This is a genomic window from Pantoea sp. sgz302252, from assembly GCF_047713085.1.
In the GTDB taxonomy this organism is placed as follows: domain Bacteria; phylum Pseudomonadota; class Gammaproteobacteria; order Enterobacterales; family Enterobacteriaceae; genus Scandinavium.
The window spans coordinates 1-23325 of record NZ_JBLFJW010000051.1 but is presented as its reverse complement, the minus strand read 5'-3'; the positions used below and the strand labels follow the sequence as shown (position 1 = coordinate 23325).

Here is a 23325-nt window from a genome sequence, read left to right as displayed (position 1 = left end):
ACCCCCACGGCCGTCGCCATATTGGCTGTCACCGGATAGGGGATCGGCGGTGTGGAAGAGCCTTTAGGGGTTTTACACACATCCGGTTTGGTGCTGACGACGGTCCATGCTCCGCTCTGGCGGGCAGTATAGTTATCGGCCATATTTATGCGCTCCGTGTTCTGTATCGTGCTTCCAGCACCCGCACCGGTGGCGTGTTGTTTGGCAGCAGAAAGCGCCAGGTCAGCGCCACGGTCAGTGTGTCAGTATTGATTTCCACGGTGTCCAGCAGCATAGGCAGCGGCATGCGGTGCCCGCTCATGGCCCGCAGCAACAGGCGCCCCTGGTGTGCTGGAAGGGTGAAATGGATATCACCATTCGGACGAAAACCCGTCAGTACAAACTCCGGTCCCGGTAATGGAAAAGGGATACGTTGGTCATCCGGGGCGCAGTTCCAGTAATTAAAATCAAAATCATCCGGCAGCTCAGGATGCTGTGTTTCCAGCCACTCCTGGTCATAAGTACCTGCCAGCAGCAGGCGCGGCCACCATGTACGACCCACAACACCAAAACCCGCAGGCTGAAATTCAGGCGCAAACCAGTCAGCCTTTCCGTCAAGACAGGCCATAAACTGTTTCAGGGTGAACGGGCTGTCGGTGGCGATAATGCGTGGCGCTTCGACCTGGTGAATGCCACAGGCTTGCAGATGCCACGGCTGTGCGTAACCCAGCCCCAGTGGATTGACCGGGCAGGCCATATGCGCCAGGGGTGGGTTATCCGGGTCAGGATGTTCACGGCGCTGGGCATCGGTCAGACGATATTCTTCAGGAATACGCCCGGCATACTCACTATCAGCCTCAATGCGGCATTCGCCGCCAAAGGCATAACGGTAATCCAGTGGCAATGAAGTGAACGGCTCGGGTTCAGTTTCGTACCATTGCCCGGTTAAGGCATGACGCTGGTAAAAGCGTTTTCCCGTCACCTGTAGTTTTTTATCCAGAATGACGTCACCTGAGGGTGAACGCATCAGCACGCCCGCCGTCATTTCCGGCGCGGCGACGCCACCCGGCGTGTAAGCTGTTCCATTGACGATGATGTCACAGGCGGGTTTCAGGGGCGCAAGGTCACTTTCACGCAGTACCGGCGAAACATTCATTTCTCCGGAATACTCATCTTCCACACAGAGTGGCAGCGGCGGGTTTTCCATCAGTTGCGTCCGCCATCGACCCTTTTCATCCTGTATCAGCCGAAAGCCGGTTTTCATGACAACGACGCGATGGCGCTCGTTATGCTTGTCGTCCATCGCATATTCCATCACTGAAAACGGCGTCAGATTGCGAAATTCCATTTTCCTGCCTCAGTTGATGAATACGTCTTTGCCTTTGATATTGGCCGGGCCGCTGGCCGTAAATTCGAATTCCGTTCCGCTGATGGTGACCTTTCCTCCAGACTCCAGCGTGATGGAGCTGGCACCACACGTCAGCTCAATTTTGTCGCCAGATTGAATGGTGGCGGTATTGGTGACATCAAGCTTGTAGGTTTTATTTACCGTGATGGTCTGTGCCTGTTTTACGGTTTCGGTATCATTACCCGTGATGGTTGTTTCCTGGTCGCCGCCAACATCTTTCGTGCGCTTCTCTTTGACATCCAGCTTCTGGTTATTCTGGACGGTGATAGTCTGGTCATGGGCGACAGTGACTTTCTGATCGTGCCCGCCTTCCTTTTTGCTGCCGACATTCACCGTCTGGCCGACGCCGACCGTGACAGTCTGGTTATTGGTGATGGTTTCGGTGTGATCGTGTTTTACCGTGGTCGTCCGGTCATGCAGCACCTCGGTCACCATGTCTTTCTGGGCGTGCATATAGAGCTGTTCTTTGCTGGTCGCATCCTCAAAGCGCAGTTCGTTAAAGCCACTGCCTTTGTAGGTCTTTGAACGGATGGTCATCTGGGTTTTGGTGCCGGGCAGGCCACCTGGTGAGCGGTTATCCTGGTGATAGGTACGCCCCATAATGATGGGCTGGTCAGGGTCGCCATTAAGGAAGTCCACTATTACTTCCTGGTTTATACGCGGAATAGCCAGGTTACCGAATCCGGTGCCTGCCCATGCCTGCGAGACACGTACCCAGCAGGAGCTGGTTTCATCCTTAGGGTTATACCGATCCCAGTGAAACTGCACGCGCACGCGACCATGCTCGTCGCAGAAAATTTCCTCACCCGCCGGGCCGGTGACGATGGCGCTTTGCGGGCCATCCACTTTGGGTTTGGAATGAAGACGTGGACGCCAGGTGCGGTCGGCCGGAATGACCGTGAACCGGTTTTCCAGGGTGGTTCCACGCCCCTGGCTGCCATGCAGCGCCTGCGGCTGCGAGCCAGTCAGGGTGCTGCTGATCACCTGCCATTCCTGGTTAAGCGTTTCCTGCGGATGGTTTTTCAGCGTAAAACGCGTTCCTGGCCAGAGTTTCGGCGAGTTGCTGATACCACTGGCGGTTTCCGCGTTATTGCGTAATGCCTCTATCTGATAGCGGGTAAAATCCTGCCCGTGGCCCTCGTCCTTGAAACGCCCCGGATAGTCATAGATTTCGTATTGTGAGTACTGGCCGTTCAGGTTTTCGCCTTTCTGGTTAAACTTCCCTTCCCAGCCAGGGGTTTTGAAGGTGTAATCCTTGCTCAGTACCGAGGAGGGGCGAACACTCGCTTCATAGTGAAACGCGCTGATACATTCACGGCTCACATCCGTCGTGGTGTTCGGGTTGAAAGCAAGCGCTTCTTCTATGGAGGCCAGTCCCGCCACATCATCACAGAGCGCCAGTTTCTGAGTCGGGCCATCGGGTGAATACTTGTCAAAGAAGAAAATACCTTCTTCGGCCCACAACCTGGATAAAAATTCCAGGTCATTCTCACCGTATTGAACGCAGAACTCACGGGCTGCGTGGCTGGCATAAAAAGACGGTGCCCAGTCGGTCACACCATTTTCGCCAAGTAGTGTCGCTGAAATAGTCCTGATATCCTGCTGCTGGAAGATGCGGAAATTCTGACGCAGACCACAGCGCCACAGGGGCGGCTGGATGCGAAAACGGTAGAGCATCTGCCAGCGGGTGTTTTCTTTCATGCCAAAACTGGAGACGACACCGGTGACATAGCGCAGCGCCCTGTCCCCCTGCCAGATAGTCAGCGTGGCCTTTTTCTCCAGCAGGCTTTTTGCCTCCAGATTAAAATTCTTGCTGGCAACCTCCACGTCGAGGACAAATGGCAGGGAATTGTTCTGCCCCAGCCAAAAATGTGTCACCGCAAATGTATCGGCATCCTGGCCATCGACGTCGAGTGTAAAACGCAGCCCCTGTAATGACATAAAACCTCCTGAGATGAATAATTCACGACCCGATGCACGCGACACTGCCGCCAGCTATTTCGCTGTACTGCATTTTCTTATTGGGTCATTGTTTTATTTCAATACTACCTTTAATTTTCAGAGGTTTTTATTTTCATCTCTCCGACGAACTATTAATGACGCGATAAACCGCTTGTGGTCAGGCTTAAGGGTAAAGTACGATATCGCACTTGCATTTCGTGTTTATCTCATATTCTTATTTTGTTTCTAAATAATACAAAAACCACTTAAACCTGAGTACTAATATAATAAAAGCGAATAACGATCGATATATTCATGCGATTAGGCTTTGTTGAATAAATCGAACTTTTGCTGAGTTGCGGGGCTTTGTTGAATAAATCAGATTTCGGGCAAGTATCCCCGTAGCGCGTCGTGTTTTCAGGCGATACGGACGCTCTCTGGCATACCTGCCTTCGTCATTTTGTTCAGTGCACGCACCATGGCCAAAGCCTCTGCTACCTGACCATCGTAGTCACGCAGCGTCAGTGAACCTCCGAACAGTTGCTTTACCCTGTACATCGCCGTCTCCGCTATCGAGCGGCGATTATACTCTGTTGCCCATTTCCACCGCGCATTACTCCCGGTCAGCCGCTGATTAGCCACTGCACGGTTACGGTCTGCGTATTCACCGGGCCAGTAACCCGCGCCTTTTCGGGGAGGGATAAGCGCGCTGATTTTCTTACGCCGCAGTTCATCGTGACAGAGCCGGGGGTCGTAAGCCCCGTCTGCTGCGGCTGACCTGATTTTTCTGTGAGTCTGCCGGATAAGACCCGGGAAGGCTTCTGAGTCCGTGACGTTGTTCAGCGACAGCCAGATGCAGCTTACGCCATATGCGACGGCGCTCTTTGCCGTGCTTTTTGACTTTCCATTCGCCTTCCCCAAAGACCTTTAGCCCGGGTGGGTGCTTTGAAACTGACATTAACCGACTTTGCCCGCTTGCTGACACTGCTGTAATCCGGGCAGCGCAACGGAACGTTCATCAGGGAAAAAATGGAATCAATAAAACCTTGCGCAGCCCGCAGGGTCAGCCGGAATAGGCGTTTAATCACCAGAACGGTGGTGATGGCGAGATCAGAATAGCGCTGAGGTCTTCCCCGTGATAAAGGCGTTGCCGACTCATACCAGGCCTGAATCGCTTCATTGTCCAGCCAGAAAGTGAGGGAGCCACGGTTGATAAGGGCTTTGTTGTAGGTGGGCCCGTTGGTGATTTTGAACTTTTGCTTTGCCACGGAACGACCAGTGTTGCCGGATGATGCGTGATCTGATCCTTCAACTCAGCAAAAGTTCGATTTATTCAACAAAGCCTACCGCCGTCCGTATATTTTCTTGTAAGCATCCCTTTGCACTCAACGACGCTTCCCTCTTAGTCATATAAAAGTCATTCAGTCATCTGTGAAAATCGAAATGTTCAACCTTCATCACAACCTTCGAAATTTAACGCCAATCTGAAACAGGTTAATTAACTTACACAGTTTACATTTGTTCATTTACATTATTCTCTATTCCTTTCCACACACACTGATATATTCACTTCCATTATTATACCATTCATCACGGAATATGTTAAATACATCCAACTTCAAATAGATAGGATTAAGAAAATTCCTATTTAAAGGGAGTGAGCATTCTCCAAAAATGCCAAACATAATGTTTATCCATTAGTTACAACTTAATATTATATCAGAACCATTATATTTTTCCGCCAATGAAAAATGGAATAACACAAGTTGTGTTAATTATTTTACATATAAAACAAATGGAGTGTTAAATGGATGTCACTCGAGCACCCAGGATTGCTTTTTACTCCCACGACACGATGGGATTGGGGCACGTCAGAAGAAACATGTTGTTAGCCAGTGAAGTATTAAAATCCATTCCCAATGCAGAAGTGTTATTAATTGGCGGCGTCAGCGAGTTTGGTAACTATAATTTACCCAAAGGCGCTGATGTCATTACCCTACCCGGTTATTTTAAAAATGCGGCCGGTGATTATTCTCCCCGCTCATTAGGCCACAACACACGCAGATTAACCGCCCTGCGTTCTCAGGTTATTCATGCGGCAATGGAAACCTTTAAACCTGACATTTTCATCGTCGACAACGTTCCCCGGGGGGCGATGTCCGAACTGGATAGCATCCTGCCTGTATTAGCCCATAAGCATACCCATCTGATTTTAGGGTTACGCGATATCATCGACGAACCTGCGGCCGTGCAGCGCCAATGGGATAAATTAAAAAATGCCGAGACAATTCGTCATTACTTTTCCTCTCTGTGGGTCTATGGCGACCGCACCTTTTACGATATAGCCCACGCTTACAACTTTGATAGCGAACTGCGCAAAAAGGTGTCTTTTATGGGATATCTGGATGCCGCATGTCGCCCACGAAAGCGTGCCAGACCGCAGGAAATATTATCAGGGATCAAGCAACCCTACGTCCTGTGCATGGTCGGCGGCGGGCAGGATGGCTACGAACTGGCGACGACGTTTGCCAGCGCCACGTTTCCCGCCGGGATGATGGGCGTGCTTATCACAGGCTCGATGATGCCCGCAGAGGAAAGGGAACAACTGCAAAAAATTGCCGATGTACGCCGCAATTTGCTGGTAGTGCGATTTGTTGTTGAACCTCTGGAATTGATGCGTCAGGCCGAATGCCTGGTGGCCATGGGCGGCTATAACACCACCACGGAAATATTATCCTTCCATAAGCGCGCGTTGATTGTTCCCCGCGTATCGCCCCGCCAGGAGCAGTGGATACGGGCAAAACGGCTGGCAGAAATGCGCCTGGTGTCGTGCATACATCCAGAAGAGCTTAGCCTGGCGGCCCTCAACCAGTGGCTGGCAGAAAAAAATCCTCCTCCCGATCCACGCCGTTCGCTGGATTTCAGCGGATTGTCGACGTTTACCGGCAACATTAAGCGCCTTTTGCAATCAAGAAAAAAAGCCGCCGATGCCCGGCAGGAGGCGCTCAATGCACAGTAAATCCCCCCCGCTTTACGTGGGCTACGTGCTGAAACGCTACCCTCGTTTTTCCGAAACTTTCGTGGTGAATGAAATACTGGCACACGAACGGGCGGGTACCCAAATAGCGATTTTCGCGCTCGGTCCGGTTGATGAACCTCACTTCCAGCACGATATCGCCAGGGTGCAGGCTCCCGTCACTCGCCTCAACGACAAACAGCGCAACACCGAAAGCTTTTGGGACTTATTGCATACCGCCCACCAGCAGTTGCCCCACTTTGCCGGGAATCTGTTTCTTTTACGTCATCACAATGTTCATGAGTTTGCTCAGGCCATTATGATTGCACTGGCCGTACGCGAACGGGGCATCCAGTGCCTGCATGCTCATTTTGGCACACGAGCCACCACGGTCGCTCGCCTGGCCGCCCGACTGAGCGGCATCAGTTACACGTTTACCGCACATGCTAAAGACATCTATTACCCGTATGAAGAAACCACCGATATGGCGCGGAAGCTGCGCGATGCCGCCCGGGCGATCACCGTTTCCGATTACAACCTGCAATATCTCAAAGCCCAGTACGGAAATGCTGCTGACCGTGCGATCCGTATTTATAACGGAATCGATCTGGTCAATTTCCCCTATTCACCGCAGGGGCTGGAGACGCGCCATATTCTGGCGGTTGGCCGCCTGGTCGCGAAGAAAGGCTTCGGCATATTGATTGATGCCCTCGCCGTTCTGCACGCCCGCAATATCGACTGCCACTGTACCCTTATCGGCTACGGCCCATTGCAGGCCGCGCTGACCGAGCGCATTCAGTCCGCAGGCGTTGCACATCTGGTGACCCTCACAGGCCCAAAACCGCAGCCCGAGATCATCAGCGCTATGCAAAACGCGGCGATGGTAGTCGCCCCCTGCATTGTCAGCGAAGAAGGCGATCGGGACGGGCTTCCGACCATCCTGCTGGAAGCCATGGCGCTGGGGACACCCGTGATTTCCACGCACGTTGCCGGCATTCCTGAACTGGTGACGGACGGGGAAACCGGGTTATGCGTCGCCCCCCACGATCCCCATGCCCTCGCCAGTGCCATAGCGCGTTTACTTGATGAAGCCGGAACCCGTGTTTACCTGTCACAGCAGGCCAGAAAACGCATCGAACAGCACTATGACATCGACAAAAATACGGTGCAGCTTCGCAGCGTCTTTACATCATCCATTGAGGAAAAAACACGGGCCGGGTTCAGCGCAAAGGAGAGTGTATTGTGAGAGTCGCCTATATCTGTGCCGATCCCGGCATTCCCGTTTTCGGCAGCAAAGGGGCCTCGGTGCACATCCAGGAAGTGTTGCGCTCATTGGTCAAACGCGGCCTGGATATCACGCTTTTCGCGCAACGCACGGGCGGGCCTGTTCCCGAAATACTCCGGAGCGTCAGGCTGGTGCAACTGCCAGCCCTGCCTGCGAACACCCACGCAGAAAGCCGGGCGCGACAAGCCCTGGATGCCAATCCCTGGCTGACAGAACAACTGACTTTAACCGGGCCGTACGACGTTATCTACGAGCGCTATTCTCTGTGGAGCCACGCCGGAATGACGTTTGCCCGTCAGGCAAACATAACGGGCATTCTGGAAGTGAATGCGCCGCTGATCGAAGAACAGCGCAAATACAGGGAAATGCCGCTGGAACAGGAGGCTGAACAGACATTACGTCAGGTGCTAAAAAACGCGGATACCCTCATCGCCGTCTCGCCGGGCGTCAAAAGCTGGCTGGAAACGCTGCCTGAAACAGCCAACAAGACGCATGTTGTCGCTAACGGTGTTGATCCCACTCGCTTCCCGATCCCCATGCCGTCAACACGCCAGCATGCGGTGATTGGCTTTCTCGGTTCCCTGAAACCCTGGCATGGCATCCATACCCTGATTGAGGCCTTCGACCTGCTCCATCAGCGTGGTCGTCCGGTCCGACTTTCTGTCGTGGGCGATGGCCCCGAGTACCCATTAATTCATCAGCAGCTGGCACAGCGTGGTCTGCTCCCGTTCTGTCACTTCTCTGGTGCCGTGGAAAACGCTCGCGTTCCCGACTTACTGGCCCAAATGGACATCGCCGTTGCCCCTTATCCACAGCTGCCGGGGTTTTATTTTTCACCGCTGAAAATCTATGAATACATGGCGGCCAGATTGCCGGTGATCACCACGCGAGTGGGACATCTGTCGGAGATCGTTGATGACGAAAAAACCGGTCTGCTGGTTGAACCAGACGATCCCCTGGCGCTGTGTACCGCGATAGAACGCCTTCTGGACGATACGACGCTTGCCCGAAAGCTGGGTAATGCGGGGCGTCAGCAGGTAGAACAAACACAAAGCTGGGATAACATCACGGCGACGATATGGCACCTGGCAGGTTTATCATGAGCCAGAGTCACACACTGCCATCAGGCAGCAAAGCCAGGATGTTCCGCATCTTCCTGCCCTATATCCTTAAGCAAAAAAGGGTGCTTCAGGGCGCTTTTTTGGCCCTGCTGGTGGCGACAGGCATTCGCCTGCTGGAGCCATGGCCACTGGCGTTTGCGATTGACCTGATCGTGGCGGAAGAGATTTCCGCCAACAACGTCCCCGACAAACTGGCCGCGTTAGCCAGCTGGAGCCAACACACCAGCCTGTGGTTTTGCGCTGGGGCGGTGATTGTCATTGCGGTGCTCAGGGCATCCATTAGCTATTTCAGCACCGTTGGCCTGGCGCTGGCAGGCAGCCGCGTACTCAGCGAGATCCGTCTGGATCTCTTTACGCACCTGCTGCGCCTGCCGTTAAAATTTCACCATCAGGCGAAAGTGGGGGATTTGACGATGCGCCTGGTCAATGACATTGCCATGCTGCGCGAAGTGACCATCAGCGCATTGATGCCGCTGCTCTCCAGCCTGATTATCCTGCTGGGGATGTTCGGTATCATGCTTTTTCTTGACTGGAAACTGACGCTGGTGGCCCTGTTGCCCCTGCCCTTACTGGTATGGATGACGCGCCGCGCCAGCCGAAAAATCAGTGATGTCAGCCGGGGGCAACGTAAACGAGAAGGCGTACTGGCAGCCAAAGTGGCTGAATACATCAGCGGCATTGCCACCGTTCAGGCGCTGTCGCTGGAATCCAGCACAATAAAAAGCCTGCGCGCCGATGATGCACAAAGCCTGAGACAAAACGTACAAACCAAACGCCTCACCTCCGGCCTGGAGCGACGCGTTGATATCCTGCTCGCGTTCACCACCGGCATGGTGTTGTTAAACGGTTCGATGGACGTGCTGGCAAGCCGCATGTCGCCCGGCGATCTGCTGGTTTTTCTCTCTTACATGAAGAATGCCTTCCGCCCTGTCCGGGAATACGCAAAGTACACCGGACGTTTATCAAAAGCGGTCACGGCAGGAGAACGTATTGTCGATCTGCTGAACCAACCACCGGCCAGCGGTGATCGCCCCAATGCTACCGTACTGGCCACCACCCCCGGTGATATCCGCTTTCACGACGTCCACTTCAGCTATCAGACGGAGAATGCGCCAGCCATAGCCAGCACGTTGCAAGGGGCCAGCTTTCAGCTCCCTGCCGGGCAGTTTGTGGCGATCACCGGGCCCTCTGGCGCGGGGAAATCGACCCTCATTAACCTGCTTTTGCGGCTTTACGATCCCGACGCCGGAACGATTGAAATTGCCGGCCAGGATATTCGCAATTACACCATTGAAAGCATTCGCCAACAAATAGGGTATGTCCCGCAAGATAATCTCCTGTTTGGCATCACGGTACGCCAGAACATCACGCTGGCGGCACACGGTGACGTCACCGAAGAGGAGACGATCGCTGCCGCGAAGTTAGCCAACGCCCACGACTTTATTATGGCGCTGCCGCAAGGCTACGACACCCTTATCAGCGAGAAAGGCCATTCGCTCTCCGGCGGACAACGACAGCGCATTGCCATTGCCCGGGCCGCCATCCGCAACACACCCTTTCTGATCCTGGACGAACCCGGCGTTGGGCTGGACAGTAAAAATGAAGCCCTTGTCATCCATGCCTTGTTACGTCTGATGCGGGGCCGCACCTGCCTTGTGATTACGCATAATTTGTCCCTCGCCGCGAGGGCCGATCGCATCCTGTTTATTGATAACGGTACGATCGCCGAGCAAGGCACTCATGACGCTTTGTTAGCCATGAGAGGTCGCTATCGGGAATTCTGGCAGCTTCAGCACTCACCGTTGCCTCATTCCCCCCAGCCGCAACGAACGACTGACCCCCGCAAGGAGGCGAGATACACTTATGACATTACCTAAAGCCGATCTTCGTATCATCGCGCAGGATCGCCCATTACCCGGTCTGGCTCTGCTGCTGGATAACACCGCCCTGCTCGCCTCGCTACGGCAGCTTCCCACCCTGCAGGATGCGCAGTCTGTCACCGTGGCCTATTTGCGCTATAAGCCCGGCACCAGTTGTGCCGCAAGCCTCGTTGTCACGCCAGGCTCAGGGCGACAGAAAACGTATTTCGCCAAGGCACTGACCGTTGAGCGTTTTACCCGGGCCTTGCAGCATCCGAAACGTCAGGCATTGATAGCCTCTGGCGATGCGCAGGCGTTGCATGAACACGCGATCCTGCTGCAATCCCCCTTACACGACCGCACGCTGCGTTGTCTGCAACAGTTGAAAGATGACGAAGCGCGCCATTTCCTGTTCAGACAGCTGTTACCGGACTTCCCGACGCCAGAACGCATTGAGTGGCGTTTGCTGCGTTACAAGCCGGAACGACGCAGCGTGATCCTGCTCTCCTGTCAGGATAAGCCCCTCGCCGTCTTGCGCTGTGCCAGTGAAAAAGAGTATGCCCGGATGTTACAGGGAACCACAGTAGGCACCGCGTTAGGTCACGTCGCGCTGACCGGCACCGTTGCAGGCCAGCGAATGCTGGCAACCCGCTGGATAGACGGTGAAAGTCTCGGGCCAGAACAGGGAAACGGGCTGAATATTCGCTCGCTGAAGGACGCTGGCAGCACTCTGGCTCACTTGCATAACACAAACACACCTTTTCCGTTGCCGCATAAACGCAGCACGAGCGACAACATTCAGGCGCTATGGCGCGTGCAGAATATACTCGCCGCCATTGCGCCGCACAGCGCAGGACGCTTTCATGCACTGGCGATCCCGGTCGCGCAGTCTCTGCTGGCCTGCCAATCCTCACCGGTGTTGATCCACGGTGATTTCTCCGCCGATCAACTGGTGAAACCTGCAGATGGCGGGCCATTGCGTATTATCGATTGGGACCGCTGTGATTACGGTTCCCCACTGGTGGATTTGGCTTCGTTTCAGGCACGCCTTGATATGCAGGTGATACAGAAAGTCATTCAACGGACGACAGCCAACATTGCGATGTCGGCATTCCTGCGCAGTTATTCGGCTTCCCGCCCTGCTCCTGTGGATAAACGGGCATTGAGAGGGTATTCCGCCTGGGCGCTGTTATGTCTGGCGACCGAACCGTTCCGTAACCGGGCGATAAACTGGCCCGCGCAGATTACGGCCCTGCTTGACCGCGTACAGCTGTGGGTGACGCAAGCGACAACGCCACTGCCGCAGGAAGATCTCCTGACTCAGTTGCGCATACCGTCAGCGATGACCGCACCGCTGGTCCAGGCATTAAACCTGCCCCCGCAAAGCCAGGTACTGGCCTGCCATCTGCTACGGCATAAACCCGCAAGACGGGCCATTATCGAGTATCAGCTCACCGTGCCCATCGCTGAGCATCCTCTTGAGGTGCTGGGAAAATACAGTGCAAAAGGGGTCAACAACGCGGCTTTTCGCTACCAACAGATCCTCTGGCAACATGGCTGGGATGATACCGCCACCTTTTGCGTCCCCGAACCTCTGGCCGTCTTACCCACGTGGAATCTCTGGCTACAGCGCAAGGTAAATGCCCGTGCGTTAACCGAACGACTGGTGCCTGAAGAACCTCAGTTGGCCTGCCTGGGAAAACAGGTGGGAAAAGCGCTTGCGACGCTGCATCAGCATCATATTTTGCAGCAGGCCGTAAAGGAAAAAACGTGGCATCTCAACGATGAGTTGGCCGTCCTGCAACAGGGATTGCAAAAAGTCGCGGCACTCTACCCACACTGGCAAGCTCGCCTCACTCTTTTGCTCGACGCCTGTCAAAAAGCAGGGATGTTGCTGAACTGGGACAAGACCACCTGCGTTCACAGAGACTTTTATCCCGATCAGGTGCTTGTGAACACTGGGCAACAGATCACCCTGCTGGATTTTGATCTGTGCTGTACCAGCGCCCCGGCGTTGGATGCCGGGAATTATCTGGCTCACATTCGTGAATGGGCGCTGCGACGCTATGATGATATTCACCGGTTACACCGCCATGAACAGGCGTTTATTCATGCCTTTCTGGCGGATTCACCGGATCTTGACGTCCAGACCATTGAGGTGTTCACCACCCTGTCATTAGCCCGGCATATTTATTTAAGTACCCAGTTTGCCGATCGCTACCACACCACAGAAAAACTGCTCACGCTCTGTGAAGATAAATTGCAGCCCTGCGCCGCAGATCACCCATAAAAATAAGTCTATCGCCATGAAATGTCATCGTATTAGACCCAGAATAGGGATGGGATTGTTATTAACGCCTCTGCTCTCTTTCACCAACGAAGCGGCTGAATTAAACGATCCCAAATCGACGAAGCAGACCAGTAACGTAAAAATCATTGATATTGAGATACGGGCCAAGGTCGAGCTTTTTAATTTACGTAACGAAAATCTCAGAGAGGGTAACAATAAAAAAAATGAGCTGGAACTTGAACCCCTTTTGCGACTCAACGCCTGGGTGATGAAAGATAGCCCGCTCTATGGCAGAACCGAACTGGAATGGAAACGTCTAACCACGCGTAAATCAGGTGAGCAATCAGAAAAACAGACCAAACTGGAACTGAACCAGGCTTATATTGGCATGACAAACGAGATTATTCCTTATACCCATTTAAAACTGGGACGCTGGCTTTATCGCGATGAGCGGGAATGGTTGTTTGATGAAAATCTCGACGGCGTGTATGTGCAAAGCCAAATGCGAGACTGGTTTATTGACGCCGCCGCAGGCCGGATAAACTACTGGCAAAAGGATTTAATGGATAGCACCACCCGCAACACCGAGACAGAAAATATCGGCAGCATCATGTTGCGCAGAACCCTTGAGGACAAATGGCAGATCGGCACTTATGCTGTGGCACAACATAATACTGATAACAATGACAGACAGCTCAATGTCGGCCTGCGCTCTCACAATCCAGCCAGAAAAGGGTTACAGCACTGGCTTGAACTGGGGATGTCAAAAGATCGTGAATCCGGTAACGGCTACGCCGTTGATATCGGAGGAACGTATCTGTTTGATCATGGCGATATCAAACCCAGAGTGACTCTGGGCTATGCGTTTGGCAGCAAAGATTACCGACAAACCGGCTTACACGACAACCAGGCCACGTTTGGCGGCGCGACCAAATTCAAAATTTACGGTGAAACGTTAGATCCCGATTTAACCAATATCCATATCGTGAGCACCGGTCTGGGAATAAATGTCACCCGCAATGCCACGCTGGATGTCATTTATCATGCCTACAGCCAGGCCAGCTCAGGTGATATCTCGGGCAATAACGTGGCCTTAAAGAGTCAATACGATCGGCAAAACACCCGCTATTTAGGTTCTGGCGTGGACGTGGTGTTCGGCTGGGAACCCACCGATAACACAAAAGTGGAAGCCATCGCCGGGATGTTTGCGCCGTCAAAACGCTTTGTGTCTGCCGACAAAACAAACAGCCCTCGCAGCGACAACGCTTATTCGGTGGGCATGGAGTTTGAAATGACATTTTAGGTAACGCCTCCAGTGCCAGGGTCCTGTTTTGGTGCACCTAAAAAACCGGCAAAACAGGACTGCGATGTCTTCCCTCTGTCACTGATTCGCTCCCTATCAGAGCGGCCAAATGCTCAAAGCCTGCTTTCGGGCTGGCTTTTTGCTTTTCTGCATTCCCTTCATTGTTCGGCATTTTCCGCTGGCTTTTGTGTCACATTCCTGTGACATTTTATCGGGTAAAACCGAGAGCAGACACATGGAGCGAATAATGAACAATAAGGCTACCGGCCTCACCCCGGAACAGGCGCTGGAACGACTCGACGCGCTCTATAATCAATCGGTCGCGGCTTTGCGGGAAGCGATTGGTCGTTACATCAACGACAGCACCCTGCCGACTCCCGAAGAACGTGCAAAAGGGTTATTCGTCTACCCTTCTCTGTCCGTCTCCTGGGACGGTGAAGCGCACACTGCCCTGAAGACCCGCGCCTGGGGCCGCTTCACGCATGCGGGTTGCTACACAACGACCATTACTCAACCCACACTTTTCCGCCCCTATCTGCTTGAGCAGCTCACGTCGCTGTATCAGGATTACGGTGCCAACATCACCGTCGAACTGTCTGAACATGAAATTCCTTATCCGTACGTGATTGATGGCTCCACGTTAACCCTGGATCGCTCCATGAGCGCCGGGCTAACACGCCACTTCCCGACCACCGATTTAGCGCAGATTGGCGATGAGACCGCCGATGGTCTGTTCCACCCGACCGAGCTTTACCCGCTGTCGCACTTTGACGCTCGCCGCGTGGATTTCTCCCTCGCTCGCCTGCGCCATTACACCGGCACGCCCGTTGAACACTTCCAGCCGTTTGTGCTGTTCACCAACTACACCCGCTATGTGGATGAGTTTGTGCGTTGGGGATGCAGCCAGATTCTGGATCCAGATAGCCCGTATATCGCGCTGTCTTGCGCCGGTGGCGTGTGGATCACCGCCGATACTGAAGCACCGGAAACTGCCATCTCCGATCTGGCCTGGAAAAAACACCAGATGCCCGCCTGGCACCTGATCACCAAAGACGGACAGGGCATTACGCTGATCAACATCGGCGTGGGCCCGGCCAACGCTAAAAATATTTGCGATCATCTGGCCGTATTGCGCCCGGATGTGTGGATGATGATTGGTCACTGTGGCGGCCTGCGTGAAAGCCAGACCATTGGCGATTACGTGCTGGCACACGCTTATCTGCGAGACGATCACGTGCTGGATGCGGTTCTGCCGCCGGACATCCCCATTCCAAGTATTGCCGAAGTGCAACGTGCATTGTACGACGCCACAAAACAGGTCAGCGGGATGCCTGGCGAAGAGGTTAAACATCGCCTGCGCACCGGGACCGTTGTCACCACCGACGACCGTAACTGGGAACTGCGTTATTCCGCCTCCGCGCTGCGTTTCAACCTGAGCCGCGCGGTCGCCATCGATATGGAAAGCGCCACCATCGCCGCTCAGGGTTACCGCTTCCGCGTACCATACGGCACGCTGCTGTGCGTTTCTGATAAGCCGCTTCACGGCGAAATCAAGCTGCCGGGTCAGGCAAACCGCTTCTATGAAGGTGCCATTTCTGAGCATTTGCAGATTGGGATCCGCGCCATCGACTTGCTGCGAGCTGAGGGCGATAAACTGCACTCACGCAAACTGCGCACCTTTAACGAACCGCCGTTCCGCTAATGAACAGGACAAGTACAATGCAAACGACCTCCCCGCTTTCAGCCCTACGAGGCTACCTGGCTGAACACGGCCTGGATGGCATGATTGTGCCCCGTGCCGATGCCTGGCAGAGCGAATATGCCGCCCCGCACGATAATAAACTCGAATGGGTGTCCGGGTTTTCTGGCTCCGCCGGGGTCGCGCTGGTCCTTCAGGATCGCGCCCTGATTTTTGTTGATGGGCGCTATCAGGTTCAGGTTCGTCATGAAGTGGATCTTCAGTGCTGGGAGATTCATCACCTGCATAACGATCCGCTGGAGAACCATCTCCCGGCAGGCAGCCGCATCGCTTTCGATCCTATGCTGATGGTCAACAGCCAGTATGAAGTCTTGAAGAACACCGATTGCACACTGGTGCCACTCGCCGAAGATCTGTTTAACACGCTCTGGCACGATCGCCCTGCCGCGCCATGTGGCTTGATCCGTGAAATGCCGCTGAGCGTGGCCGGAGAAAGCAGTGAAGCCAAACGCCAGCGCATCGCAGCCATGCTTGATGCCCACGGTGCCGATTATCTTGCCATCACTCAGCCAGATAACATTGCCTGGTTGCTGAACGTGCGCGGTGCGGATATCGCCACCAGCCCGGTACCGCTCTCGTTCGTCCTGTTGAGCCGCAAAGGCAATGTGGAATGGTTTGTCGATAGTGCAAAAACCGTGAACCTGCCGCAGGCGCTGCTTTCTGGTTTAACGCTGTCGCCGATGAATCAACTGGTGCCGCGCTGCCAACAAATTGCGTCGGGCAAGCGAATTCAACTGGATGCGGACAGCGCCCCTGTCGCGCTGCGTTTTGCCGTAGAACAGCACGGCGGCGAAGTCTATTGGGATGCAGACCCCATCACGTTGATGAAAGCCACCAAGAATGATGCCGAACTTGCAGGCTATCGCGACAGCCACCAGAAAGACGGTGCCGCATGGGTGAATTTCCTCGCCTGGCTGGCGCATGAAGTTCCGGCTCGTATTGCCGAAGGAAATCCGTTAACTGAGCTGGAGGCACAAGCTAAGCAGCTCGCCTTCCGCGAACAGCAGGACGGTTTTATCGAGATGAGTTTCGGGACGATTTCAGCGGCTTCAGCCAACGCCGCGATGTGCCATTACCACTCAAGCGAAGCCACCAATACGGCAATTACCTCCGACAGCTTCTACCTGAATGACTCCGGCGGCCAGTACAGCAACGGCACCACTGATGCCACACGGACACTGGCATTTGGCCCCATGGATCAACAGCGCAAACTGCATTACACCGCAGTGCTGAAAGGCTTTCTGTCGCTGATCACCCTGCAATTCCCGTCGGGCAGTTTTGGACACCAACTGGATGCCTTTGCCCGTCGTTCTCTGTGGGAGCTGGGCGTTGATTTCGATCACGGCACCGGGCACGGCGTGGGTCATCAGTTGTTAATCCACGAAGCGCCGCACCGCATCGCCAAAAAGGTTAACCCGTGGCCGTTGGCGGCAGGCAATATCATCACCATCGAGCCGGGCTACTACCTGGAAGGGGAATACGGCATTCGTATTGAAAACCAGGTCGAAGTGGTCGATACCCTGCCGGGCTTCTGTAAATTCGCCTCACTGACGCTGATCCCTATCGATCTGAGCCAGGTCGACATCACTCTGCTGAGTGAGCAAGAAAAACAGTGGCTGGATGAGTACCACCAGCAGGTGCGCGAAACCTTATCACCGCTGGTTGATAGCGATGCGCGGCCGTGGCTGTTTAGCGCAACGGCACCTGTTCGGGTACAGCGCGGCTAATTCCCTCCAAAAGCCCGGCGGCGCACTGCTTAGCCGGGCTGACAAATACTTCCTTGTCCGATCCCCTTCGCAAGTTTTATGACGCTGATGCAGCAGGTGAAAACGCCTCTGAATGTGCCTCGTGGTTTTACCAATTCTTCGTTTTTTTACCGCTTATTTTTCTTCACACTTGCGATATAGGTTTACACCTATATCGCTTTTAACCTATATTACTGAGGTGGAAACGTGTGGGAAATTGAAGTCACAGAAACGTATGAAAAATGGCATTGCAGCCTGAGCGATAAGCAAAGAGCACGCGTGATTGCCACACTGCGGCTCCTGAAGACTGAGGGGCCAATGCTTTGCAGGCCTTATGCAGACACAGTCAAAGATTCACGCTTTAGCCACATGAAAGAGTTACGCATTCAAAGTCATGGCGAACCACTAAGGATATTTTTCGCCTTCTCCCCTTCCCGTTCGAGCGTGTTGCTTTGCGCGGGGAACAAGGCAGGCGATGACAAACGCTTTTATGAGGTGATGATCCCCTTAGCCGATCATGAGTACACCGAATATCTGAACGATTTATATGAGTCGAGGTAAGAAATGGTTATAAAACTGGAACACCTTCTGGCCCAGGAAAAACCAGAAGTGCTGGCCGAAGCCGAGACTATCTACCAGGAGATACTTCTCAACTACAACCTGTCGAAGCTGCGTGAGAAAATGAACAAAACGCAGGTGGAAATGGCTAACGCGCTTGGCATTAAACAACCGACTGTCGCCGGCATGGAGAAGGAAGGTCGCGATATCAAGCTCTCTTCTCTGAAACGTTACGTGGAAGCGACAGGCTGCAAGCTCAATCTTGATATCGAATTGCCAGATGGCACCCATTTCGGCTTTAAGCTGTAGCGGATGCAGAAAAGCAAAAAGCCCGCTCAGTTTCCTGAGTGGACTTTTCTAAATTTGGCTCCACAACCGGAGAGCGTCGTTGCCAATAACGATCCAAAACAATACCTGACTTTTCTCTTGTCAAGACCACCCATTTAGCTCGGGCTGAACATACACGTTATTTTTTGAGCTTCACTACCCCGTTTATTTTTCCCAAATCAGGGTTTTATTAACACATCACTACTCTGGTCTGCTCTGGAATATATTCGACATGACAGTCTTTATTTTTTTACATCCGCTACGCGCATGCCCTTGAGCTGCTCATCCGTAATGGTGTTACCCGCCTTGAAGTAATCAATCACGGCATTAGACACATAGTAACCGCCAACTGTATTACGTGCTTTACCCTCGGTAAAGGTGGCAAAACCATCACCGCCATCTGCAAGGAAGCTTTGGGTGGCAATAGGGTAGACTGTCGCATCCTCAATCGGTTTGCCATTAAGTGTAAATTCAACGACCCGCTGACCGATCGGTTTACTGCTGTCATACTTCATCTCCAGGCCTTTTGAAACCTGCAAAACACCATTACTTAAACTTGCGGAATGTTCCATCAAAGTGCGCAATTGTTTACCCGTGAGATCCATGGTGGCCAATTCATTTGCGAAGGGGAACGTACTAATCACATCGCCCATCGTAATTGCGCCAGACGGGATCTCACTGCGAATACCGCCTGAGTTGGTTAAGGCTAACTGTGTATTTTTCCCCGCGGCAACCAGCAAAGCGTCCGCTGCCAGATTCCCCAGAGAGGCTGATTCACCGTATGCACGCGTTAATTCAACCGGCGACTGCGCCACCGTTTGTTGAACCACTTTATCAAGTTTCTTATTCCAGCCATCAATGACCTGTTGCGTTTGCGGATCGGGCTGCCACTCATCCGCGTAGAGGGTTTTAAGCTCAAATTTTTTCACCGTGAACTGATGCGGCTTCGTGTAGTCCAGTACCAGTTTCCCTACATCAACACCGCCACTGTCGGTCGAGAGGATCAGCGTTTTGCCTACTTTAATCGGTTCTGGCGTACCAACGTGCGCATGTCCTGTAATCAGAATATCCAGCCCTTTCACCTGACTTGCCGTTTGAATATCTTTATCCAGTGCACGGTAGACGTCGACTCCTCCCATACTTGACTGACGCGCCGGCGTGCCTTCATGAACCAGCAATACGGTCAAATCGACTTTTCCTTTCAGTTCATCGATATAGCTCTGCAGCCACTTAATTTCATCCCGGGCTTCAATGCCTACTCGCGTTGCCGCCGAAACGGTATCATTGAAGGCAAACACACCGTGCAAACCAATGACGCCAATTTTCACGCCATCTTTTTCAACGATGGTATAAGGTTTATCCCAGAATAATTTGCTGCTGTTCTGATAGAATATGTTGCCCTGTACCACAGGGAAATGCGCCTGGCTTAGCTGTAATAACGTATTATCCCAGCCATGATCAAATTCATGATTCCCTATCGTGACAACGTCAAACGGCATGGTATTCATAATATCAATAATTGCTTTACCCTTCGTTAAGCTACTGATATAAGGGCCAGTAAAATAGTCGCCCGCATCAAAAAACCATGTTGCTTTTTGCTTTGCTTTTTCCTTTTTAACCAGAGTGGTGATATTCGCCCAGCCACCGACGTCTCGTTTACCCTCAGCAATCCAGGGTACTTTATAAGGCTCCACGTGAGCATGAAGATCATTGGTATAAATAAGGGTGAGATCCTTGGCACAAGCCCAAAAGGGTAACGCCAGCAGAATACCCACGGTAACGACATTTATATTCGATTTTATATTCACAACCCATTCCTTTCAGTTATATAAAGATTCGTTACTTTACGTTCTGAAAGCATTTTTTATGCGAGTCTGCTCACACAATCAACCAGGAGTGATGAGCCAAAATCAGCGACCTCTTGAAATCGTTGGTGACTGATATTGACTCTATTTACGATTAATACCTGCAAATCGTTTGGTTGCCGCAATCTAGGGCTTCCCATATCAGCATCTGCAGATTACAGCTGGCCAGACTTCAGACTGGGATTTCCGGCATTGCACTGTCGAGCCTGCGGGAGTTATCCACCGCTATTTGATGAGCAACAATTTAATGAATGGCTGTCTGGACACTTAAGGGCATATGCTTCGGAAAACGGTCATTTTTGTCCTGAATGTTTTTGCCAAAAAACGATTTGTTATGGGCATAATCCACGGGGAACGCAGCGAATTCAGTGCCGCATGTGCGGAAAAGTCTGGACCCCCAAACAGCAAAAGCCAGGAAAAATAGTGCTCCCAGAACGAATTGAAACGGTTGCACTCATCGTGCCGTTTCAAGGGAATAGTACAGAACAGAAACTGTATGTTCTGCTCAGTTTCGATGCCGTCCGTGGTAATGTCCTTCATGTCTCCACAAATTTTACTCAGCATGACATGGGTGAAACTCTGCGGTATCGCTGGCGTGGGGTAGCTGAGCCTGATTTACAGCATAGTGATATCGTACAGCGTGTTGATATGCGCGAGGCGCAATTTCTACATCGTAGCCAGTTTGATGAAATTCAGTACGGAAGTGCGGTTCTGAAACGTAATGCCAAAGGTGCGTTGCTGCGTCCAGTTATTGCAGCTCACGGACATTTTCGAGTACTGAACATTCTTTTTCCTGATGTTAGGATACATATTATTTCACACGAAAGCTTTCTACGAGGAGCAGTCATTACTGTTTGGGCAGAGCTGTTTCGCCAACGGCAAGGTGAGCTTTGGTTTATAGAAGAAGAGATAAATGACAGTAATATTTATCTACCCTGGGAATTTCAGAGAACAACACAACATGGTTGGTGGCAAGGTCAGTGGCAACTGTGGGTTCAGGGAAAAAACCGTAAGATGGTTTGCCCCTTAACAGGGGGTGACCGCGGTAACGCGAAAACGCTCTCTTTAACGGCCAGCAGGTATTTTATCCACTGGCTATATCAACAACCGAAGTTTACCCACAGTACTCAATTATCCGCAGGGCGCGTAACGCAAATACTACGTTCTCTGGCGCAGGATTATAACGATGAACTTATCACAGCGCCTTCTGGCTATTAGTACTGGATAATTTCCTCGATGACGTGACCATTTCAAAACGTCACTACTGCCGCTCTGATGTTGATTCGCTACCGCGTGAAGACCGAACGCACCTTATAACCCCTTTGTTGTAGCAAACGCAGAAAAGCAAAAAGCCTGCTCAGTTTCCTGAGCAGGCTTCTCAAATATGGCTCTCTGACTGGACTCGACTGTGCGCTTAACCACCTGTTTCTATTTATTAATTTCCTATCGGGGTTAAGCGAAGCCACCAGTTAAGCCCCCAAAGGTTTTGGTTGCCAAATTTTGTGATGTAGAGCGCGGAAACAACCATCGGAACATACACGGGCGGCTCATATCTAGGTTATTCGGCGCGCGATGAGCACGCCAAAAGCATGAAAGATATTAGGTGCATTTAAAGATTTTCCATATCATCCAAGTGGCTGATTGCATTAGTCAGCATGGATTTGACTCTTTATATCCTTTTAAGCCCCTCATTTCGCACCTTTAATAGTAATTTGATAGGTTTTATCAAACCGACTCCCAGACGTAACATTAGTACCAAACAGCCCACCAGATACCCGAATGTGTACAATTCCTGATTTCATTGGAACACCATATACCCTTATACAATTGTGGCCCGGAGCATCTGTGCAATACTTCAAAGCTAAACCTGTGTCAGATGGTGCTATCTCACCGATAAATTTATCTTTGCCACTGGAATCCAAAGAAAAAACAGCACCACCAGTAATGATCCCTCAGTGTCAGCATAGTTGTCACCCCCTTCTGAAAATAAATCCAGAGGGTGATGGAGTGACAAATGAAACGTATTTCCCCGGAACGTAAAGCCACCACATTGGCAAAATTGCTGCCCCCATACAACATGACCGTCGCAGCTGTTGCACAGATGGAAGGGATATCGGAAGCTACCCTTTATAACTGGCGTAATCAGGCTAAAACAGAGGGGAAACCGGTGCCGGGTGCAGACAAAAATAGTGAACAGTGGCCTGCCGAAGCGCGGCTCGCCGTTATTGTGGAAACGACCACATTAAGTGAAGTGGAAATCGCCGAATACTGCCGTAAAAAGGGGCTTTACTCTGCGCAGATAGCGCAGTGGAAACAGGCTTTTTTACAGGTTCCTTCTGGTGATGATAAAGCAGCGTTAAAACACGTGCAGAAAGAAAACAAGCAGTTGAAAAAGGAACTGCTTCGTAAGGACAAAGCTCTGGCGGAGGCGGCAGCGCTCCTGGTGTTACGAAAAAAGCTCAGGGACTACTACGGGGAAACGGACGAGGACGACTGATACCGGGTGATGAAAGGCAGCAATTTATCGGGTGGATAAATGAGGCCGTCGCTGCCGGTGCACGTCGGGCGATGGCCTGCCGCGAAGTTGAGCTCAGCGAACGAACCTGGCAACGGTGGCAAAAATCCCCGGAAGACCGAAGAACCACAGTGATACGCCCGGAGCCCACCAACCGCCTGAGTGTGGAAGAAGAGCAGCAGATACGCGCTGTCTGTCATCAACCGGAATATGCCAGCCTGCCGCCGTCGCAAATCGTCCCGCGACTGGCGGATAAAGGGATTTATCTTGCGAGTGAATCGACGTTTTACCGGGTGCTGCGTCGTTCCGGGGAAGTCCACCTCCGGGGTCGCCAGGCTAAGCCATCGCGGGTAA

Annotated in this window: 16 protein-coding genes and 1 pseudogene; 13 read left to right on the top strand and 4 right to left on the bottom strand. The window is 52.5% G+C overall.

The window, feature by feature from the left end; translation table 11 throughout:
- Positions 1–145 precede the first annotated feature (145 nt).
- From ACLW56_RS23890 to ACLW56_RS23880, 3 genes and pseudogenes are all read right to left on the bottom strand, one after another.
- Positions 146–1327 carry a DUF2169 domain-containing protein gene (locus ACLW56_RS23890; RefSeq protein WP_330983246.1) on the bottom strand — a complete coding sequence of 394 codons (1182 nt, stop codon included), beginning with the start codon at positions 1325–1327 and terminating at the stop codon, positions 146–148.
- Between the two features lie 9 nt (positions 1328–1336).
- Positions 1337–3328: a type VI secretion system tip protein TssI/VgrG gene (tssI, locus tag ACLW56_RS23885; protein WP_415378121.1), complete on the bottom strand. Its 1992-nt coding sequence runs from the start codon at positions 3326–3328 to the stop codon at positions 1337–1339.
- Between the two features lie 417 nt (positions 3329–3745).
- Positions 3746–4640: pseudogene (locus ACLW56_RS23880) on the bottom strand (IS5 family transposase).
- Positions 4641–5135: 495 nt separating this feature from the next.
- On the opposite strand from ACLW56_RS23880, the gene ACLW56_RS23875 reads away from it, so the two are divergent.
- The 10 genes from ACLW56_RS23875 to ACLW56_RS23830 all read left to right on the top strand — a co-directional run bounded on the left by ACLW56_RS23875 (position 5136) and on the right by ACLW56_RS23830 (position 18573).
- Positions 5136–6347 carry a glycosyltransferase family protein gene (locus ACLW56_RS23875; RefSeq protein WP_330986132.1) on the top strand — a complete coding sequence of 404 codons (1212 nt, stop codon included), beginning with the start codon at positions 5136–5138 and terminating at the stop codon, positions 6345–6347.
- Positions 6337–7590, top strand: a complete 1254-nt coding sequence (locus ACLW56_RS23870; protein WP_330986131.1) for a glycosyltransferase family 4 protein — start codon at positions 6337–6339, stop codon at positions 7588–7590. Before ACLW56_RS23875 ends, ACLW56_RS23870 begins: the two co-directional genes overlap by 11 nt.
- A complete protein-coding gene (locus ACLW56_RS23865) occupies positions 7587–8732 on the top strand; it encodes a glycosyltransferase family 4 protein (protein WP_330986130.1) in 1146 nt (381 codons plus the stop codon). Before ACLW56_RS23870 ends, ACLW56_RS23865 begins: the two co-directional genes overlap by 4 nt.
- Positions 8729–10627 carry an ABC transporter ATP-binding protein gene (locus ACLW56_RS23860; RefSeq protein WP_330986129.1) on the top strand — a complete coding sequence of 633 codons (1899 nt, stop codon included), beginning with the start codon at positions 8729–8731 and terminating at the stop codon, positions 10625–10627. The genes ACLW56_RS23865 and ACLW56_RS23860 overlap by 4 nt, the downstream gene beginning before the upstream one ends.
- Positions 10614–12899, top strand: a complete 2286-nt coding sequence (locus ACLW56_RS23855) for an aminoglycoside phosphotransferase family protein (protein WP_330986128.1) — start codon at positions 10614–10616, stop codon at positions 12897–12899. Before ACLW56_RS23860 ends, ACLW56_RS23855 begins: the two co-directional genes overlap by 14 nt.
- Before the next feature lie 49 nt (positions 12900–12948).
- The gene (locus ACLW56_RS23850; RefSeq protein WP_330986127.1) at positions 12949–14202 is read left to right on the top strand and encodes an alginate export family protein; all 1254 of its coding nucleotides are present in this window, start codon (positions 12949–12951) and stop codon (positions 14200–14202) included.
- 247 nt (positions 14203–14449) lie between these two features.
- Entirely contained in the window at positions 14450–15904 is a 1455-nt protein-coding gene (locus tag ACLW56_RS23845) for an AMP nucleosidase (protein ID WP_330986126.1), read from the top strand.
- Positions 15905–15921: 17 nt separating this feature from the next.
- Entirely contained in the window at positions 15922–17688 is a 1767-nt protein-coding gene (locus ACLW56_RS23840; RefSeq protein WP_330986125.1) for an aminopeptidase P family protein, read from the top strand.
- Between the two features lie 225 nt (positions 17689–17913).
- Positions 17914–18267, top strand: a complete 354-nt coding sequence (locus ACLW56_RS23835; RefSeq protein WP_330986124.1) for a type II toxin-antitoxin system RelE/ParE family toxin — start codon at positions 17914–17916, stop codon at positions 18265–18267.
- A 3-nt stretch (positions 18268–18270) separates the two neighbouring features.
- On the top strand, positions 18271–18573 hold the full coding sequence (locus tag ACLW56_RS23830) for a helix-turn-helix domain-containing protein (protein ID WP_330986123.1): 303 nt from the start codon (positions 18271–18273) through the stop codon (positions 18571–18573).
- A 260-nt stretch (positions 18574–18833) separates the two neighbouring features.
- Here the strand turns inward: ACLW56_RS23830 and ACLW56_RS23825 are convergent, their stop codons facing one another.
- Positions 18834–20381, bottom strand: coding sequence for a bifunctional UDP-sugar hydrolase/5'-nucleotidase (locus ACLW56_RS23825; RefSeq protein ID WP_330986134.1), 1548 nt, complete (start codon positions 20379–20381; stop codon positions 18834–18836).
- A 150-nt stretch (positions 20382–20531) separates the two neighbouring features.
- Here ACLW56_RS23825 and ACLW56_RS23820 point away from each other — a divergent pair, with 150 nt between their 5' ends.
- The 3 genes from ACLW56_RS23820 to ACLW56_RS23810 all read left to right on the top strand — a co-directional run.
- On the top strand, positions 20532–21674 hold the full coding sequence (locus ACLW56_RS23820; RefSeq protein ID WP_330986133.1) for a cytoplasmic protein: 1143 nt from the start codon (positions 20532–20534) through the stop codon (positions 21672–21674).
- A 796-nt stretch (positions 21675–22470) separates the two neighbouring features.
- Positions 22471–22953 carry a transposase gene (locus ACLW56_RS23815; protein WP_330982907.1) on the top strand — a complete coding sequence of 161 codons (483 nt, stop codon included), beginning with the start codon at positions 22471–22473 and terminating at the stop codon, positions 22951–22953.
- Positions 22954–23024: 71 nt separating this feature from the next.
- Positions 23025–23325 (top strand): helix-turn-helix domain-containing protein (locus ACLW56_RS23810; protein WP_330983936.1); only part of this gene is annotated, 301 nt, incomplete at its 3' end.

What these genes read in the sequence shown, in the direction of transcription:
- ACLW56_RS23890 (WP_330983246.1), bottom strand. Translation starts at nt 1,327, where the DNA reads ATGGAATTTCGCAATCTGACGCCGTTTTCAGTGATGGAATATGCGATG.
- tssI (WP_415378121.1), bottom strand. Translation starts at nt 3,328, where the DNA reads ATGTCATTACAGGGGCTGCGTTTTACACTCGACGTCGATGGCCAGGAT.
- ACLW56_RS23875 (WP_330986132.1), top strand. Translation starts at nt 5,136, where the DNA reads ATGGATGTCACTCGAGCACCCAGGATTGCTTTTTACTCCCACGACACG.
- ACLW56_RS23870 (WP_330986131.1), top strand. Translation starts at nt 6,337, where the DNA reads ATGCACAGTAAATCCCCCCCGCTTTACGTGGGCTACGTGCTGAAACGC.
- ACLW56_RS23860 (WP_330986129.1), top strand. Translation starts at nt 8,729, where the DNA reads ATGAGCCAGAGTCACACACTGCCATCAGGCAGCAAAGCCAGGATGTTC.
- ACLW56_RS23855 (WP_330986128.1), top strand. Translation starts at nt 10,614, where the DNA reads ATGACATTACCTAAAGCCGATCTTCGTATCATCGCGCAGGATCGCCCA.
- ACLW56_RS23850 (WP_330986127.1), top strand. Translation starts at nt 12,949, where the DNA reads ATGGGATTGTTATTAACGCCTCTGCTCTCTTTCACCAACGAAGCGGCT.
- ACLW56_RS23845 (WP_330986126.1), top strand. Translation starts at nt 14,450, where the DNA reads ATGAACAATAAGGCTACCGGCCTCACCCCGGAACAGGCGCTGGAACGA.
- ACLW56_RS23840 (WP_330986125.1), top strand. Translation starts at nt 15,922, where the DNA reads ATGCAAACGACCTCCCCGCTTTCAGCCCTACGAGGCTACCTGGCTGAA.
- ACLW56_RS23830 (WP_330986123.1), top strand. Translation starts at nt 18,271, where the DNA reads ATGGTTATAAAACTGGAACACCTTCTGGCCCAGGAAAAACCAGAAGTG.
- ACLW56_RS23815 (WP_330982907.1), top strand. Translation starts at nt 22,471, where the DNA reads ATGAAACGTATTTCCCCGGAACGTAAAGCCACCACATTGGCAAAATTG.